The sequence below is a fragment of the Streptomyces sp. AHU1 genome, assembly GCF_045343905.1.
GTDB classification, from domain to species: domain Bacteria; phylum Actinomycetota; class Actinomycetes; order Streptomycetales; family Streptomycetaceae; genus Streptomyces; species Streptomyces triticiradicis.
The window spans coordinates 8,326,846-8,342,171 of sequence record NZ_CP174283.1 but is presented as its reverse complement, the minus strand read 5'-3'; the positions used below and the strand labels follow the sequence as shown (position 1 = coordinate 8,342,171).

15 protein-coding genes are annotated in these 15,326 nt (G+C 72.8%); 9 read left to right on the top strand and 6 right to left on the bottom strand.

Going from position 1 to position 15,326, the window contains the following annotated elements:
- The 4 genes from ACICHK_RS36815 to ACICHK_RS36800 form a co-directional block, all read right to left on the bottom strand.
- Positions 1–1,221 (bottom strand): sensor histidine kinase, encoded by a 1,221-nt coding sequence (locus tag ACICHK_RS36815; protein WP_406841421.1) that lies wholly within the window; start codon positions 1,219–1,221, stop codon positions 1–3.
- Positions 1,222–1,270: 49 nt separating this feature from the next.
- On the bottom strand, positions 1,271–2,155 hold the full coding sequence (locus ACICHK_RS36810) for a type II CAAX prenyl endopeptidase Rce1 family protein (protein ID WP_406840330.1): 885 nt from the start codon (positions 2,153–2,155) through the stop codon (positions 1,271–1,273).
- A gap of 189 nt (positions 2,156–2,344) precedes the next feature.
- The gene (locus ACICHK_RS36805; protein WP_406840329.1) at positions 2,345–3,508 is read right to left on the bottom strand and encodes an endonuclease domain-containing protein; all 1,164 of its coding nucleotides are present in this window, start codon (positions 3,506–3,508) and stop codon (positions 2,345–2,347) included.
- A gap of 275 nt (positions 3,509–3,783) precedes the next feature.
- Complete coding sequence (locus ACICHK_RS36800; protein WP_406840328.1) at positions 3,784–4,692, bottom strand: serine/threonine-protein kinase; 909 nt, start codon at positions 4,690–4,692, stop codon at positions 3,784–3,786.
- 90 nt (positions 4,693–4,782) lie between these two features.
- Between ACICHK_RS36800 and ACICHK_RS36795 the strand changes: the two genes are divergently transcribed.
- The 4 genes from ACICHK_RS36795 (at position 4,783) to ACICHK_RS36780 (ending at position 7,676) form a co-directional block, all read left to right on the top strand.
- Positions 4,783–5,328, top strand: coding sequence for an RNA polymerase sigma factor (locus ACICHK_RS36795; RefSeq protein WP_225860720.1), 546 nt, complete (start codon positions 4,783–4,785; stop codon positions 5,326–5,328).
- Positions 5,329–5,388: 60 nt separating this feature from the next.
- Positions 5,389–6,156 (top strand): hypothetical protein, encoded by a 768-nt coding sequence (locus tag ACICHK_RS36790; protein WP_406840327.1) that lies wholly within the window; start codon positions 5,389–5,391, stop codon positions 6,154–6,156.
- A gap of 108 nt (positions 6,157–6,264) precedes the next feature.
- The gene (locus tag ACICHK_RS36785; RefSeq protein ID WP_406840326.1) at positions 6,265–6,957 is read left to right on the top strand and encodes a hypothetical protein; all 693 of its coding nucleotides are present in this window, start codon (positions 6,265–6,267) and stop codon (positions 6,955–6,957) included.
- Between the two features lie 137 nt (positions 6,958–7,094).
- Positions 7,095–7,676 carry a hypothetical protein gene (locus ACICHK_RS36780; RefSeq protein ID WP_406840325.1) on the top strand — a complete coding sequence of 194 codons (582 nt, stop codon included), beginning with the start codon at positions 7,095–7,097 and terminating at the stop codon, positions 7,674–7,676.
- Here the strand turns inward: ACICHK_RS36780 and ACICHK_RS36775 are convergent.
- The gene (locus ACICHK_RS36775; RefSeq protein ID WP_406840324.1) at positions 7,657–8,397 is read right to left on the bottom strand and encodes an alpha/beta hydrolase; all 741 of its coding nucleotides are present in this window, start codon (positions 8,395–8,397) and stop codon (positions 7,657–7,659) included. The two genes, ACICHK_RS36780 and ACICHK_RS36775, sit on opposite strands and share 20 nt — an antisense overlap.
- A gap of 296 nt (positions 8,398–8,693) precedes the next feature.
- Here ACICHK_RS36775 and ACICHK_RS36770 point away from each other — a divergent pair, with 296 nt between their 5' ends.
- From ACICHK_RS36770 to ACICHK_RS36760, 3 genes are all read left to right on the top strand, one after another.
- Positions 8,694–9,527, top strand: coding sequence for an ABC transporter ATP-binding protein (locus ACICHK_RS36770; protein WP_406840323.1), 834 nt, complete (start codon positions 8,694–8,696; stop codon positions 9,525–9,527).
- Between the two features lie 250 nt (positions 9,528–9,777).
- Positions 9,778–10,500 (top strand): FAD binding domain-containing protein, encoded by a 723-nt coding sequence (locus ACICHK_RS36765; RefSeq protein WP_151471847.1) that lies wholly within the window; start codon positions 9,778–9,780, stop codon positions 10,498–10,500.
- A 355-nt stretch (positions 10,501–10,855) separates the two neighbouring features.
- A complete protein-coding gene (locus tag ACICHK_RS36760; protein WP_406840322.1) occupies positions 10,856–12,421 on the top strand; it encodes an MFS transporter in 1,566 nt (521 codons plus the stop codon).
- A gap of 206 nt (positions 12,422–12,627) precedes the next feature.
- On the opposite strand, the gene ACICHK_RS36755 is transcribed toward ACICHK_RS36760, so the two are convergent.
- A complete protein-coding gene (locus tag ACICHK_RS36755; protein WP_406841420.1) occupies positions 12,628–13,263 on the bottom strand; it encodes a TetR family transcriptional regulator in 636 nt (211 codons plus the stop codon).
- A gap of 198 nt (positions 13,264–13,461) precedes the next feature.
- Here ACICHK_RS36755 and ACICHK_RS36750 point away from each other — a divergent pair, with 198 nt between their 5' ends.
- Positions 13,462–13,917, top strand: coding sequence for a hypothetical protein (locus ACICHK_RS36750; RefSeq protein ID WP_406840321.1), 456 nt, complete (start codon positions 13,462–13,464; stop codon positions 13,915–13,917).
- Positions 13,918–14,079: 162 nt separating this feature from the next.
- Positions 14,080–15,258, top strand: a complete 1,179-nt coding sequence (locus ACICHK_RS36745; protein ID WP_406840320.1) for a PP2C family protein-serine/threonine phosphatase — start codon at positions 14,080–14,082, stop codon at positions 15,256–15,258.
- The last annotated feature ends 68 nt before the right edge of the window (positions 15,259–15,326 follow it).

The window sequence follows — 15,326 nt, the reverse complement described above, 5'->3', positions numbered from 1 at the left end:
TCACTCCTGCGTGGGCTGGACGGGGATCAGGGCACGGACACGGAACCTGCCGTCCGGCAGGGGCCCGGCCACCAGTTCACCATCGAGCATCCGCACCCGTGACCGTAACCCGGTCAGCCCCCGTCCGCCGCCACGGCCCACCTCCCGGGCGGCGGGTACGGGTGCCGAGGAGGGCGCGGATCCTTCGGTGGCCACCTCGATCTCGATGTGCTCGTCGCCGTGCCGGACCAGGACCTGTGTCCGCTGTCCGACCGCGTGCTTCATCGCGTTGGTGAGCGCCTCCTGCACCACGCGGTACGCGACCAGTTCCACCTCCAGGCTCCGCACCCGCCGCTCGCCCCGCTCGGTGAACTCGACGGGCTGGCCCGACCTGCGGGCCTGCTCGACCAGGTCCCCCACCTTTCCCAGGGTGGGCGCCCGGTCCGCGGGCGCGGAGGCCGGCCGGCCCGTCGCCTCCAGCACGCCGAGCAGGTGCCGCAGTTCGGTGAGCGCCCGGCGACCGGTGTCGCTGACGGCCGTCAGGCTGTCGGCGGCACGCTCCGGCGCGGACGTGAGGAGGAACTGCGCCGCGTCGGACTGGACCACCATGGCCGTTACGTGGTGGGTCACCACATCGTGCAGTTCACGCGCGATGTGTGCGCGCTCGGCGGCCGCGGCCACCTCCGCGTCCAGCCGCCGCCGCTCGGCCTCCTGCGCCCGACGCCTGCGTACGCTGCTCCCCAGCAGCCAGATCCCGGCCAGAACCAGGAAGAACGCGAGGTAGTCCGGGACCCGCTGCGGTGAGCCGAGGCGGTGCAGGACGACCGTCAGCACGGCGTAGCCCGCGCTCGCCGCGGCGGCGAGCGCGCGGCGGAAGGAGACCTGGTGGGCTCCGACGGAGTACAGGGCCGCGTAGAGCCCGACACTCCCGAACGTCGCCGCGCCGCCCAGGGCCTGATGCACCGCGAAGGCGCATCCGACGGCGACGAGACAGAGCGCGGGCCGTCGGGTGCGTACCGCCAGCGGCAGAGTCTGCGTCAGCGTCAGCCCGATGCCCAAGGGGCTCTGCGGGTGCTCGGGCAGATCGCCGATCTGCGCCCCGATCTGCGACAGGGTCGGCACGAAGGCCAGCACGGTGAGAACCAGCGCGAAAGCACCGTCCTTGACGGGCTGCCGGCCTTCTGCCACCCGACCGAGCGGCCCCCGCAGCAACGGGGGTGTCCGAGACCACCCGGGCATCATCACTCCTGTCTCCGTTCCGGTCGGCCGTGGGCGGTGCCGCGCGCAGGACTCAGCGGACGGCGCGCCGCCGGGGCAGCAGACCGCCCCGCCGGTCGGCGAGGACGAACATCCGGACCGCCAGCGCCGTACCGATGAGGACGGTAACGACCGACGCCTCCAGACCGAAAGTGCCGCCGGTCAGCAGGCTCGAACCACTGGCGTGCAGGGACAGCAGCCCCTTCTCGGCGTTGCCCGAGACCGGGATGCCGAGCAGCTGCTCGGTGGCGTTCCAGGCGAAGTGCATGCCCACGACGAACCAGATGCTGCGCCGCCACAGGAACACCGCCCCGAGCAGCGCGCCCGCCTCGACGGCGATCGCCAGTGCGCTCCACGCACCGGCCCCGGGGTTCGCCAGGTGCGCGGCCCCGAAGAGCAGCGCGGTGATCGCGACAGCGGCACGGCTGCCGAACATCTGCTCCAGGGCCTGCAGGGCGAGGCCCCGGAACATCAGCTCCTCCGTGACCGCCGCGCCCGCCTGCACGGCGACCGCGGACGCCACGACGGAGAAGAACCCGTTTCCGGCCCAGGAGAACGAGTAGCCTCCGAGCGCCATGACCACGAGGGTGGACACGAGGATGAAGCCCAGGCCGATCCCGCAGCCGAGCGCCGCCTCCCGCACGGCCCCTCGCCGGGCGATCTCCGTCGTCGGCCGTCGCGCGACGAAGCGCAGGACCGCCCAGTACACGGCCATCGCGACGGCGGCTCCCAGCACCGGCACCGGTCCGGGTCCGGTCGCGGTCGCGGTGGAGACCGCCCCCACCCCGACGATTCCGATCAGCATCCAGCCGAGCGGAGAGCGGCAGATCCGGCCGAAGCGGCCACCGCTCGGGACGGAGACGTCCGCGAGCCGGTCGCGGTCCGTCTCGCGGCGGTCGGTGGATGACGTGTCCATCATGGCCTCCCCCTGATGTCCGGCCGCCCGGGCGGCGACCCGACAACCACGCTAGGAACCCCGCGACTTCCGCGATTCACCCGCGAGCGGACGACACCGGTAGCTCTCACGGGGGACGCGCTCCCGCCCTCGGCATGCCCTCGCCGCGCATCCCCCGGGAGAGCTACCGGTGTCAGGGCTCGCGGTGTCCGTTCAGAACAGGGCCAGGCCCTCGCCGTCGGAGTCCGCGATGACGGGCCGGGGCCGGTCAGGGAGGCCGTCCAGGCGGTCGGGGCCGGCCGCGGCGGCCACGGCGGGGGCCGTCTCGGTCAGCCAGACACGAAACCGCTCGACGGCTTCGCGGTAGGGGACTTGTGCCAGCACACGGTGCTCGCCGGAGGGGCAGAAGTCGACGGCGACCGTGAGCAGGCAGGAACGGGGCGCGTTCTGACTGCCCGTCCAGGACACGCGCAGGACACCGCAGGGCTTGCGCCCGCCAGGGGCACGGTGGGTCGGGCGCAGCGATCGGCAGGCCGTGTGGGCGGTCCATGCGGCGAGGTGGGGCAGGGGCAGGGTGGTACGTGCGCGGCAGCCGGGGCAGCGGTGCCAGTGGCGGAGCCAGTCGTCGGTGTCGGTGTCGAAGAGGCGCGTGTAGCGGTTCGCCACGCGGATGTCGTTGCCGTACAGGTGGTCGGGGCGTTCCTGGGTGTTGCAGGACTGGCAGACGGGGGCGCGGACGTAGCCGTGTTCGTGGCAGTGGTCGAGGACCGCGGCGGGCGCGGCGCGGCAGACGGCGCACGCCCACCCGGCCACCCTGCGGGAGGTACCGGGCTTCCTGCTGAGCACCGAGTACAGCTGGCCTTCCAGCTCCCTGCCGTACGGGCGCGGTGGGGCGGTGGGGATCTCGGGGCTCGTCGTCCGCCGGCTGCCGGCGTCTCGGGGGCGGGAGGGCGGCTCGGCAGGGGCCGCGCTCGCCCGGCGGGGCCGCGCGGCGCGCACCCACCGCGTTTCGGTGTGCTCGGCCGCGTCGAGGAGCATGACCACGGCGCGCGGCAGCCACCACGTCCGCCGCGTCCCGTCGCGGGTCTGCTCCACGAGCATCCGTCGCCAGTCGACCCCCGCCAGATGGTGCGGCCGGCCGACGTCATCCCGCGCCGTCCGCTCGGGGCCGCCCGGATCCCGCAGTTCCTCCGCGATGCGCCGGCGCCACCGCAGCGGCGTCTCCTCGCCGCCCTCCCGCCCCGGTGCCCCGCGAAAGGGGCCGATGCGGACCAGGTCCCGCCGGTCCACCCGGACCGCGTTCAGTTCCGCGGCCGCCCGGCGCACCTCGGCCTCCGGAACACTCCACCGGCCGCCGCTCCCCCGCACCGTCGCCACCGCATGGCCACCGCATGGCCACCGAGCAGGACATATCCCACCCGGGCCCGGGCAGGAGGACGGGTGAACGCCCCGGAGGCCGTCGGCACAGCGCTGTCGGCCGTCAGATCGACCCACAGGGCGTCCGCCGCGCCCAGGGTGATCAGGCCGTCCGTGCGACCCGGCATGACACGCTCCGACATACCGACAGGCTAACGGCCTGCGACGCACCGGTGGTCAAGTCATCGGGGTCGGCGACGCGGCGGCGCGTGCCGGCGGTGAGGCGGGTTTCGGGTTCAGCGGACCAGCCAGGTCAGTATCGCCGTCACCAGGTAGAGGGCGACCGCCGAAAGCCAGACCACAAGGCGCGTCGGCCGTGAGGACCCGGCCAAAACCCCTTCCCGTCCTTCCCCCGACAGCAGTGCGTCCGCGAACGCCCGCGCGGTTCGCGGCCGGTGCTCGGGGTCCACGGACAGCGCGGCACGGAGAAGTGCGTCGATGCCGTCCGGAACCCCCGGCTCCCTGGGAATCGCCGGCGGCGCAGACGTCGACGCCCGCTTCCTCGTGAGGTCCAGGCGACCGCCCGCGCCGAACGGTCTTTCCCCGGTGAGCAGTTCGAACGTCACGACACCGAGGGCGTACACGTCGGCCCGACCGTCGAACCCGCCGGTCCGGAAGGCCTGCTCGGGCGCCATGTACGCGGGAGTGCCGGTGGTCACGGTCACCCCCGACGCGTCAGCGAGTCGCTTCGCGCTGCCGAGGTCCGCGACGAGAACGGCAGGGGGCGTGCGGCCGGCGTCGAGCAGGAGGTTCGACGGCTTGACGTCGCGGTGGACGACGCCCGTGTCGTGGAGCACCTGGACGGCGTACGCGGCCTCGGCCGCCAGTCGGAGTGCCTCGGCGGGCCGGCAGTGCCCGATCCTCTCGGCCAGCGTTCCGCCCCGGACGTAGTCCATGACGAAGTAGGGCCGGTCGTCCTGGACACCGACGTCGTGAACCCGTACGACCCGCGGGCTGGAGATCTTGCGGAGCAGCCTCGCCTCCGCCAGGAACCGTTCTCGTACATCGGCGTTCGACGCCCAGTTGTCGGCCAGCACCTTGACCGCGACGTCCGTGTCGAACTCGGGATCGTACGCCCTCCAGACGGTGGCGAACGAACCGGCTCCCAGTCTGTCCTCGAGGAGGTAACGGCCCAGCTTCTGCATGTGGCACCATTCTGCCCGAGGTGTCGGGGGCTCTGAACTCCGGTGTGACCACGGGGGACTTGAGGTCGGCCCAGAACGGAAGACGGCAGGGTGATCGAAGAAGACGAGCTGGCGGAGCTCGTGACGTCCGCGCAGGCGGGTGACCCGGCGTCCATGGACCGCCTCCTCGTCAGGCTCCGCCCCAGGGTCATGCGCCGCTGCTCCCGGATGCTTCCGCACCACGCCGACGCCGAAGAGGCCACCCAGGACGCCCTGCTCTCCATCAGCACGCATCTGCACGAGTACGGTGGGCGGGGCTCGTTCCTCGGGTGGGTGACGGTGATCGCCTCGAACGCCGCCAGGTCCACGTACCGCTCGATGCGGCGGCGCGCGGAGGACAGTCATGCCGTCGTCCCCGACGGTGTCGACCCCCGGACGACAAGCGTCATCGCGGGGACCCGCCTGGATCTCATGGAGTCGCTGGCCGCGCTCGAGGAGCGGCATCCGGCCCTGGTGGAATCCTTCGTGCTCCGCGATCTCGGAGACCTGACCTATCTCCAGGTCGCCGAGATCACCGGCGCCCCCCTGGGCACGGTCAAGGACCGTATCCATCAGGCTCGCCGCTTCATGCGGGACCGCCTCGGCGCCGGTTCCTGAGACATCCCCCCTTTCCACTCCCCACCCGCATCGGCCCCGCAGGAGCCGGGAGGTGCAGTCGTGCGAGCCCGGACGATCGTCGTCATCCTGGCGACAGCCGCCGTGCTCGGCCTGCTGACCGGCCGTTTCGTCCTGCCCGCTCGCTCGGCCCCGACAGCGCCGCCCGGTGCCGCGCCCTCCTCTGCGGGGAGCGGCTCCCCCGCGCCGAAGCCCGCCGACGGACCCGTGACCGACCGGCACCTGCTGACGGCGGCCGAGTTCGAGAAGGTCGGGTTCACCCGGCGCATCCGGGTGCGGGACCGGGTCGGGGACGGCCACTACGCCAACGCGGCCTGCGCCGGGGAGAAGACCCTCGAACAGACCCTGGGAGAGGAGGACGCGCACTTCCGCGGTCTGATGACGACCGGGGAGACAGACGACAGCGATCCCACGCTGGCGGTCGACCCCGAGGACCAGGTCGCGCGCGAAGTCGCCGCCGACGCCAGAAGCCCCGCTCTGGCCCGGAACTACGCCCAGCGCCTCCTGTTGGAGGAGGTGCCGTGCCAGGAGGCGACGCCCTCTCACTGGGTCTACGGACCGACGCACACGGATCGACGTCGCCGCGGGCATCACCGCGAGCTGGCTGGGTTCCTACGACGGCGACCTGAACACCACGGGAACCGCGCCACGGGGCAAGGAGCCGTGCGGCGGTATCGCCGTCCTCCAAAACGGCTCGCACTACGGTGTCCTGGAGGTCCACACCTGCCTGGACACCACTGCGATGACGCGCGTCGTCCGCGCGGCGGTGACACGGCTGTGAGGCGTTCCCGGCCGCGCCGACGGAGGTGACGTGGATCACGTCGATCGGGGCGGGCCGCGATCCAACATCCGCCGCACGCGCCGCATCTCATGGGTGTACGGGGACGCACACCGCGTCGTGACCACACAGGGGATGACATGTTCGACAACCAGGCAACCGGCAAGAAGCTCTCGCGTCGCGGTCGTACCGCAGCAGTCGCAACCTCCGTCGGTGCCGCCCTGCTCGCCGTCGGCATCGGTATGACTCCCGCCGCCGCGGACGCGGCCTCGCCGAGCCGGGTGGCAACCGCCCCGGCCGCCAGGAGCGCCGCGCCCGGCCTCGGCTCCGACAACCTGATCCAGAGTGACGACTTCTTCCAGCAGGGCCTGACGCCGGTCGGCGCGACCGTGGACCTGACCGGCAAGCAGGCCCTCTCGGCCTGCTCCGGGGAGACGACGATGCGCACGCTCACCAAGGAGAGCGCGAGCGCCTACGCCGGCGTGACCTGGACCTTCGACAGCAGCGGCTCCTTCCTCACCGAATCCGTCGCGGACGGTTCCACCGACGCGTCGGCGGTCTCCTACGAGAACCGGCTGAACAAGGCGGTGCGCGGCTGTCAGAACGAGCCGGCGGGCCACTGGTACTACGGCCAGGGACACGCGCTCACCGTCCCGGCCGGCGAGGGCACTTGGTACCCGGCCTTCAACGGCGACGGCAAGGTCACCGGTGGCGTCGCGGTGATCCGTGGTGGTCACAGGTTCGGCATCGTCGAACTCGTCGGTCAGCCCAGCGACGACCCCGGATACATGAAGGGCATGGCCGCCACCGCGATCAACCGGCTGACCGACTGATCTCCGCGCCACGGCGCACTTTCTGCGGTACCCCGTCCGTCCTCGCCGATGTACACCGGCGAGGGCGGACGGCCGTCGCGGCACGTCACCGAGCCGGCCGGTCCTTGATCGACATCTGGCGCGCGACAATCGCCTCCGTGGACGACATACCGAGCGACACCGAGAGCCGGCTCGTCAGGATCGAACGGCTCCTGGAGTCCGGCGGACGTGAAGTGGCGCCCGCCTGGCGGAGGGTGACGCACGGTGAGCCGCGCTGGGCGGTGACCGCCGCGATCCTGGGGGCGGTCGCCCTCCAGCTGAAACTGCCGGAGCCTTTGACCTTGCTGCCGTTCGGGGTGCTGCCGGGCCTGGAGGCGGTCCTGCTGATGGGCCTCGTCGCCGCGAACCCCCGCCGGGTCGAACCCCGGAACAGGCGGCTGCGGTCGCTGGGCCTGGCCCTCATCGGTCTGATCAGTCTGGCCAACGGCTGGGCCGCCGCCCAGCTGGGCCAAGATGCTGATGATGCTCCAGTCCACGGTCTCCCTGGTGACCGTGGTGCTGGTCGTGGCCCGCGCCGTCAACATCCTCCACTGACCGTTCCCGCCACCGCTCGTCGGGGAGGGCAGGTTCCTGTCCTCCCCGACGAGCGGCTTTCCGGCCTTCGCCCACCGGCTCCACCGGCTACCGGCTACCCGCTGCCGGCGGTCCGGCGGTCCGGCATCACCTCAGGTGCCGGGTGAAGAACCGCTCCGCGGCCTCCCCCGCGAACTGCGGGACGCCGGTGTGCCCGCCCATGTTGGCGTGCAGGCTCTTCTCCTTGGAGCCGAAGGCGTCGAACAGGTCCAGGGCGGCCTGCCGGTCGTTCCCCTCGTCGTCCCACTGCAGCAGGACGTGCAGCGGAACGGTGACCCGGCGGGCCTCCTCGAACATGGCGGCGGGCACGAGACTCCCGGCGAACAGAACGGCGGCCGAGATGCGCGGCTCGACCACCGCGAGCCGGATGCCGATGGAGATCACTCCCCCCGAGTACCCGACCGGGCCGCCGACCTCGGGCAGCGACAGGAGGGCGTCCAGGGCGGCCTGCCATTCCGGAACCGCCTTGTCGACCAGCGGGAGGACGAGGGCGTCGACGATCCCGTCGCCGACCGGCTCGCCTGCCTCCATCGCCCGGCGCAGGTCGGCGCGGGCCTGCTCGACGGCGGGCCAGCGGGGCCGGTCACCGCTCCCGGGGAGCTCGATGGTGGCCGAGGCGAAGCCGTCCGCCGCAGCCTGACGGGCCCGGGCCGCCAGCCGGGGGCGCATCCTGCGCAGTCCGAGCGGAGGGTGGCCGAGCAGGATCAGCGGCACCGGTGCGGACACGGACGCGGACGCGGGCGTCCACAGGATGCCGGGGATGTCGCCGAGGGTGAATTCGCGCTCGAGGACGTCGTCGTCGAGGCGCTGCTCAGAAGTGAAGTGCACGGTCGTGCCTTTCGGGAGGGCTCATGAACGGCGCTCCCGGACGACGACCTATCGCCCGACCGTGACCCCGGAGGGGAGCACCCATGTCGATACTGCGTTCACGGGTACCACCTCCTCGTTCTCTCGCACGGCCTCGGGAAAGGTAGCAGCGGTCTCCGTGATCCGCCAACCAGGTTTCCGCGAAGGCTCCACGTCCGCACGCCCGCGGCGCCGTCCACGAAGCGGACGCGGGGGAAACAAGATGCGTACCGCATCTAATGTGCGAGGAGCACCGGCCGATCGAGGGGAGCCCGGACATGGCCGAGGTAGGGACCGAGACGGACGCCAGGGACGGGGAGACCGTGGTCGCGCTCCGCGGTGTGAGCGTCCACCGTCACACGAACAGCCAGGTGATCCTCTCGGAGATCGACTGGACGGTCCGGACCGGTGAGCACTGGGCCCTGCTCGGGGCCAACGGTGCGGGCAAGACGACCCTGCTGCGGCTGCTGGGCGCGCTGATGCATCCCACGACCGGCAGCGTCGAGGTGCTCGGTTCCCGGCTCGGCCGGGTAGACGTGCGCGAACTGCGCGCCCGCATCGGCCATGTGAGCACGGCCCAGCGCGTACCGCAGGACCTCGACGTCCACGGCGTCGTCCTGACGGGTCACACCGGCACCGTGCAACCGCTGTGGCGGAAGTACGACGGCGAGGTGCGCCGGCGCGGCCACGAACTGCTCGCCGAGCTGGACATCAAGGAGCTGGCCGACCGGCCGTACGGGGTCTGCTCGGGAGGGCAGCGGGCCCGCGTCCTGATCGCCAGGGCGCTGATGGCCGAGCCGGCCCTGCTGCTGCTCGACGAGCCGTTCAACGCCCTGGACCTGCCCTCCCGCGAGGACCTCGTCGAGGCCATGCGGCGGCTGGCCGGCAGCCGCCCCGAACTGGCCACCGTGACGGTCACCCACCACCTGGAGGAGCTGTCCCCGGCCGTCGGCCACACCCTGCTCCTGCGCGAGGGGCGCGTCCTCGCACAGGGGCCCGTCGGCGACACCCTGACCGATTCCTGGATGACCGACTGCTTCGGGCGGCCGATCACCGTGGCCCGGCACGGCGGGCGATGGGCCGCCTATTCCGGCTCCCACCTGGGTAGTTGACAGCGGTACGAAGCAACTCGCGGCGCGGGAAAGGGAAATGACGGGCGATTACCGCCCAGCGAGTACGGACGACACGTGCGGGCCTCCCGGTCCCCCATCGTGAGCGCGACCGCACGGCGGGGCGCACCGGTCGGGGGAGTGTGCCCTGTACGCGCCCCCGTCCGCACGGCGAAAATGCGCCTGTCGACGGTCATTTCGCCAAGACACCGAGTACCCGCCGCCAAGTCACCAGGAAAGCAGGTCGACTGTCGTGCTGTTGCGTCTGCCCACGTCCGTATCCGAAGCACAGGAGTACCTCGCCGAAGGGGCGGTGCCGATCGGCGGCGCCACACTGGTGTGGGCCACCTGGCAGCGGGACGGGTTCCCCGACCACGCCATGTCGTTGCGCGACCTCCCCGAGGCCAACACGATCGGGCGCGAGGCCCTGGGCGCGGCCGTGGTGCTGAACCGAATAGACGACCGGGTGCCGGAGGTGCTCCGCCGTGCGGCCGCCGGCGTGGGGACCGGAGCCGTGCGCCGGACGGCCACGGTGGGCGGCAACATCGTCGGCAGCACGCTGCGTTGTCTGCTGCCCGCCGCGCTCGTCCTCGACTCCCGGGCGGTGATCCTGGAACCGGAGGGCGTCACCGAGACCGATCTGGCCGAGGTGCTGGCCAAGCGTCAGCTGCTCCTGAGCCTGCGCTGGCGCACACCGGTCGCGAGCAACTACCACAAGGCCGCGGCCGAACCGGGCGGGGCGTCGCCGCTCGTCGTCGCCGCCGCCCTGCACTCCGTGGACGGCGGCGGGACCCGTCTTCGCGTCGCGGTCCGCTCCGACGACGAGGTGTTCAGCGAGAGCGCCGTGGGCCACGGCGACGCCGAGGAAATGCTGCGCACGCTGCACAGCGGCTCCTTCGGCCGCCTTCCGGCCGCGGCACGGGAACTCGTCGGCCGGCAGGTGACCGACCTCCTGGCGCGCCCCGGCACCCTCTAGTACCGCCCAGTACCGCGACGGGCGACGTTCGCCCCGGATCGCGGGGACCGGCACGTGCTCCCCCGGACTCCCGGACAGGGGACGGGAAATTCAACAAGGGCCGATCGGCCGTACCGATCCGGGGACGGGGGCGTCCGCGCGCTCGTCCCCGCCGGTCCGCCACCCCGGGCGTTCCGGCCCGCTGAGCTGCCTCTTCGCCCGGTCCGGTGCCCGGGCGCCGCGTTCGTACGCGGCCCTCGGCACCGGCCGCCGGCCCGCACTCCTAATTCATCGACGTGGAAATCGCGGGGCGGACTCCCGACTCTGGGACCAGGCGCCGGGAACCCCCGGACCACCCGGACGAAGGACGGAGCACATGCCCTCCCCACACGCCCCCGCCGCCGGTCCCGCACCGGCCGCACGTCACAACCTGGTGCTGGTGGTCACCTGCGTCGCCCTCGGCACGGTGGTCGCCGCCATGGCGTCGCTCAACGTGGCACTGCCCGATCTCGCCCGCGAGACACACGCCACGCAGACGCAGCTGTCCTGGATCATCGACGCCTACAGCCTGGTCTTCGCGTCGCTGCTGCTGCCGGCCGGCGCCCTGGGTGACCGTTTCGGCCGCAGGCGGGCCCTGCTCGCGGGACTGGCGGTCTTCGGCGCCGGGTCCGCCGCCGCCGCGCTGACGACCGATCCCTCGACGCTCATCGCGCTGCGGGGCGTCCTCGGCGCGGGCGCGGCACTGGTCATGCCGGCCACCCTGTCGACCATCACCAGCACGTTCCCGCGCGCCCAGCGGGCCCGGGCGGTGAGCGTGTGGGCCGCGGTCGCCGGAGCCAGCGCCCTGGTGGGCCTGTTCGCCTCCGGGGCCCTGCTGGAGGGCTGGTCATGGCGCTCGGTGTTCCTGCTGAACGTCGTCCTGGCCCTGGCCGCCCTGATCGGGACGCTGCTGTTCGTGCCCGAGTCCGCGGAGCCGCGGCAGCCCCGGCTCGACGTCGGCGGCGCCCTCCTCTCCGTGGCGGGCCTGGTCACGCTGGTCTACTCGGTCATCGAGGCGCCGACCCGCGGGTGGGCCGATCCGGTCACCCTCGCGGGCATCGGGCTGGGTCTGGCGGTCCTCGCCGGGTTCGTCCTGTTCGAGCTGCGCCGCGAGAACCCGCTGCTCGACCCCCGGCTGTTCCGCAACCGCCACTTCGCCGCGGGCTCGCTGTCGATCATGCTTCAGTTCTTCGTGTTCTTCGGGTTCGTCTTCGTGATGATGCAGTACCTGCAACTGGTGCGGGGCGACAGCGCCTTGATGGCGGCGACCGCCATGCTTCCCATGGCCGTGACCATGGTGCCGGTCTCCCGCGCCGCTCCCGCGCTGGTCGGCCGGTTCGGCTTCCGGGGCCCCTGGGCGGCCGGTCTCGCCAGTGTCGCCGCGGGCATGGGGGTCCTCTCCCGGCTCGACGCGTCCAGCCCGTACTGGCTGATCGCGGCCGGTCTCGTGCCCCTGGGCGCGGGGATGGGCCTGGCCATGACGCCGGCCACGACGTCCATCACGGACGCCCTGCCGCGCTCGCTGCAGAACGTCGGCTCGGCCATGAACGACCTGGCGCGCGAGCTCGGCGGCGCCCTCGGGATCGCCGTCCTCGGCAGCCTGCTCAGCGCCGCCTACCGCGACCACCTGATCCTGCCCGGTCTGCCCCCGCAGGTGGCGGACGCGGCGCGCTCCTCGCTGGCCGCCGCCCACGCCGTCGGCGGACCGGTCTCCGGCCGGGCGACGGCCGCCTTCGTCGACGGCATGCAGCTGGCGCTCCTCGGCGCCGCCTCGGCCGCCGTGCTCGCCGCCCTCGCCGTCGCGGCCCTGCTGCGCTCCGCCCCGCGGCCGGAGGCGTTCGCCGACGCCCAGGAGGTACCGGTCCCTGTCAGTGCGCAGGGGCGGCAGCCCACGTACCGCTGAAACGCCCGGGCGCCCTCGAAAGCGCTGAGGACCGGCGTCCCGGAGCCCCCGGGACGCCGGTCCTCGGCGCGCCGGGGCGTCGGCCGGGAGGGCGGAACGGGACGGTGGACCCGGACGGTGGACCGGGGGCGCCGAACCGGCACCTGGTGCGTCGGGGCTCCGGCCCCGCGTCGGACCCCGCCCGCGGCGGGGAAGGTGACGGCCGCTCAGGAGCGCTGCGCCGGCCGCGCGTCCCGGGCGGCGCGTCCGGGGCCGCGCAAGGCCTGCCGCAGCTGCGGGCTCACGAAACGGACCACGTCGTCGACCGTCATGGAGGCGACCGGCTCCAGGCGCAGCAGATAGCGGGTGGTGATCAGTCCGGCGACCATGGTGACGAACGCCGCGGCGCGGTAACCGGCGTCACGTCCGGGCACGAGGCCGGCGATCCGGTCGACGATCTCGCGCTCGACCGCCTCCTTCACCAGCGCGCCGAGCGAGTCGTCGTCGACCGCGGTCTTCAGCATCGCGATCAGGGGCGGACCCGTCACGGGGTCGTCCCAGACGGCGACGACCTGACGGACGACCCGTTCGGGGAAGGTGGCGAGGTCCCCTTCCTCCACCACCCGGGCGAGGAGTTCGGCCGGGTTCGCGCCCAGTGCCAGGGCGGCGCCGAACAGGCCCTTCTTGGACCCGAAGTAGTAGCTGATGAGGGCGAGGTCTACCCCGGCCCCGGCGGCGACGGACCGCAGGGTCACCGCGTGGTAGCCGTCCTCGAGGAAGCGGCGCCGGGCGACCTTCAGGATCGCGGCCCGGGTGTCCGGGCTCCCCGGTCTGCGTCCGCGGTGCGGCCCCGGTTTATTCATCACGGAGGAATTCTACGGCGGCGACGGACGGTGTCGCCGTACGTCGCGATGCATCACCCTGTGTACCGATGTCGGGCGGTTCTTGCGAAATGGCACCGTTAACCCGTATGAGTGGTACATCACACATCGGGGCCGTGGCGTCGAGGCAGAGCCGACACGCCGACGGCCACATGGCAGAGCGTCCCGCACGGAGCTGATATGCGCACAAACTCGATCCGGACCGCGTTCACCGTCCTCGCGGCCGCGGCGCTCGCAGCGGTGACCGGCACCGCTTCCGCCACCCCCGCCGCCTCGCACCCCGCGAAGCAGCGCCAGGCGTCCCCCGTACTCGTGGACTGCTTCTGGCACCCGGACGTGCGTCCCGCCGAGTTCATCCTGGCCTGCGGAGACGGCAACAGCCGGCTCGTCTCGCTCCACTGGTCGCACTGGAACCAGAATTCCGCGGTCGCCCGGGGCGTCAACATGGTGAACGACTGCAAGCCCTACTGCGCGGCGGGCAAGTTCCACGCGTACCCGGTCGTCGTCACGCTGGACCACCCGCAGCCGTGGAAGAAGAAGCCGCAGCTGCAGCACTACACGCGGATGACGCTGATCTACACCCACGACCACCCGGACGGATACGCGCAGAAGGTCAGCTACCCCCTGTGGAACTGACACCCGCCCTTCCCGGACCCGGCCGCCTCCCGCGCAGACGGTCCGGGGCCGCCGCGGGGCCCGGGGACCGGCGAGCGCGCCGGACTCGCCGACGGTGAACACCGTACGGAATCCCCCAGTCACGGAAACGGGTACAAAATGGGGCATGTGGGTAACCGGCGCATGTCAGTGGACCGCCTCGTGGAGCAACCGTCGGGCCGCGGTCTGGTGGCGATCCCGCTCGCGTTGATCGTCGTGATCACCGTGGTGGACATCCGCTCCCCCACCGACGTCCACCTGGGCCCCCTGCTGGTCATCGCGCCGACCCTCACGGCCTCGCTCGCGGGCCCCGGGCTGACGGCCCTGGTCGGGGCGCTCGCCGTCGCCGCCCAGGTGGTCATCGCCGCGCTGCACGGCGGGCTCGGCACCACCAACCACATCGCGCAGATCGCCGCCCTGGTGGTGCTCTCCGCGCTGGTGGTGTTCGTGTGCCACGTACGGGAGCGGCGCGCCCGGGAGCTGGTGCGGGCGCGCTCGGTCGCCGAGACCGCGCAACGGGTGCTGCTGCGGCCCCCGCCGCGCCGGATCGGGCCGCTGCGCGTGGCCTGGCTCTACCTGGCCGCCGAGGACGACACCCAGATCGGCGGCGACCTGTTCGCGGTCAGCCGGGCCGCCGGGGCGTCCACCCGCGTCATCATCGGGGACGTCCGGGGCAAGGGGCTGGCCGCCATCGGCGAGGCCTCGGTGGTGCTGGGCGCCTTCCGCGAGGGCGCCCACCGGTACGCCACGCTGCCCGAACTGACGGCGGCCCTGGAGGTGAGCGTGTGCCGGGACCTGGACGAGGTGGCCGACACCGAGCACGACCCGGGCGAACACTTCGTCACGGCGCTCGTCCTCGACATCCCCGACGACGGCGCGCGGGTCGAGATGATCAACTGCGGTCACCCGCCGCCCCTGCTCCTGCGTGACCACCGGGTCATCGTCCTGCACGCACGGCATCCCGTGCCCCCGCTGGGCATGTGCGAACTGCCCGCCTCCAGCCACCGCACCGACCCGTTCTCCTTCGAGCCCGGCGACTTCCTGCTGCTGTACACCGACGGCGTGATCGAGGCCCGGTCCCCGGACGGCGCCTTCTACCCCCTGGCCGAACGGGTCGCCGCCTTCCCCTCCCCCAGCCCCGACGTCCTGCTGCGCCACATCCACGACGACCTCGTCCGGCACATCGGTGACCAGCCCGGGGACGACGCCGCCTTCCTGGTCGTCGAACGCACCGCAGCGCACCACCTCCACCTCCCGCACTTCCCCGTGGACGGCCACCACCGGCTCGGCAGCGACGGACCGCCGCCTCCCGCATCCCGCTGAACCGGCGGAACGGGCGTCGGCGTGCCCCTCGCCCCGCCCGAGTAGCGGGGCCGGTCGCCGGAGGGCCA

What these genes read in the sequence shown, in the direction of transcription:
- ACICHK_RS36815 (WP_406841421.1), bottom strand. Translation starts at nt 1,221, where the DNA reads ATGATGCCCGGGTGGTCTCGGACACCCCCGTTGCTGCGGGGGCCGCTC.
- ACICHK_RS36810 (WP_406840330.1), bottom strand. Translation starts at nt 2,155, where the DNA reads ATGATGGACACGTCATCCACCGACCGCCGCGAGACGGACCGCGACCGG.
- ACICHK_RS36800 (WP_406840328.1), bottom strand. Translation starts at nt 4,692, where the DNA reads ATGCAGAAGCTGGGCCGTTACCTCCTCGAGGACAGACTGGGAGCCGGT.
- ACICHK_RS36785 (WP_406840326.1), top strand. Translation starts at nt 6,265, where the DNA reads ATGTTCGACAACCAGGCAACCGGCAAGAAGCTCTCGCGTCGCGGTCGT.
- ACICHK_RS36770 (WP_406840323.1), top strand. Translation starts at nt 8,694, where the DNA reads ATGGCCGAGGTAGGGACCGAGACGGACGCCAGGGACGGGGAGACCGTG.
- ACICHK_RS36760 (WP_406840322.1), top strand. Translation starts at nt 10,856, where the DNA reads ATGCCCTCCCCACACGCCCCCGCCGCCGGTCCCGCACCGGCCGCACGT.
- ACICHK_RS36755 (WP_406841420.1), bottom strand. Translation starts at nt 13,263, where the DNA reads ATGAATAAACCGGGGCCGCACCGCGGACGCAGACCGGGGAGCCCGGAC.
- ACICHK_RS36750 (WP_406840321.1), top strand. Translation starts at nt 13,462, where the DNA reads ATGCGCACAAACTCGATCCGGACCGCGTTCACCGTCCTCGCGGCCGCG.
- ACICHK_RS36745 (WP_406840320.1), top strand. Translation starts at nt 14,080, where the DNA reads ATGTCAGTGGACCGCCTCGTGGAGCAACCGTCGGGCCGCGGTCTGGTG.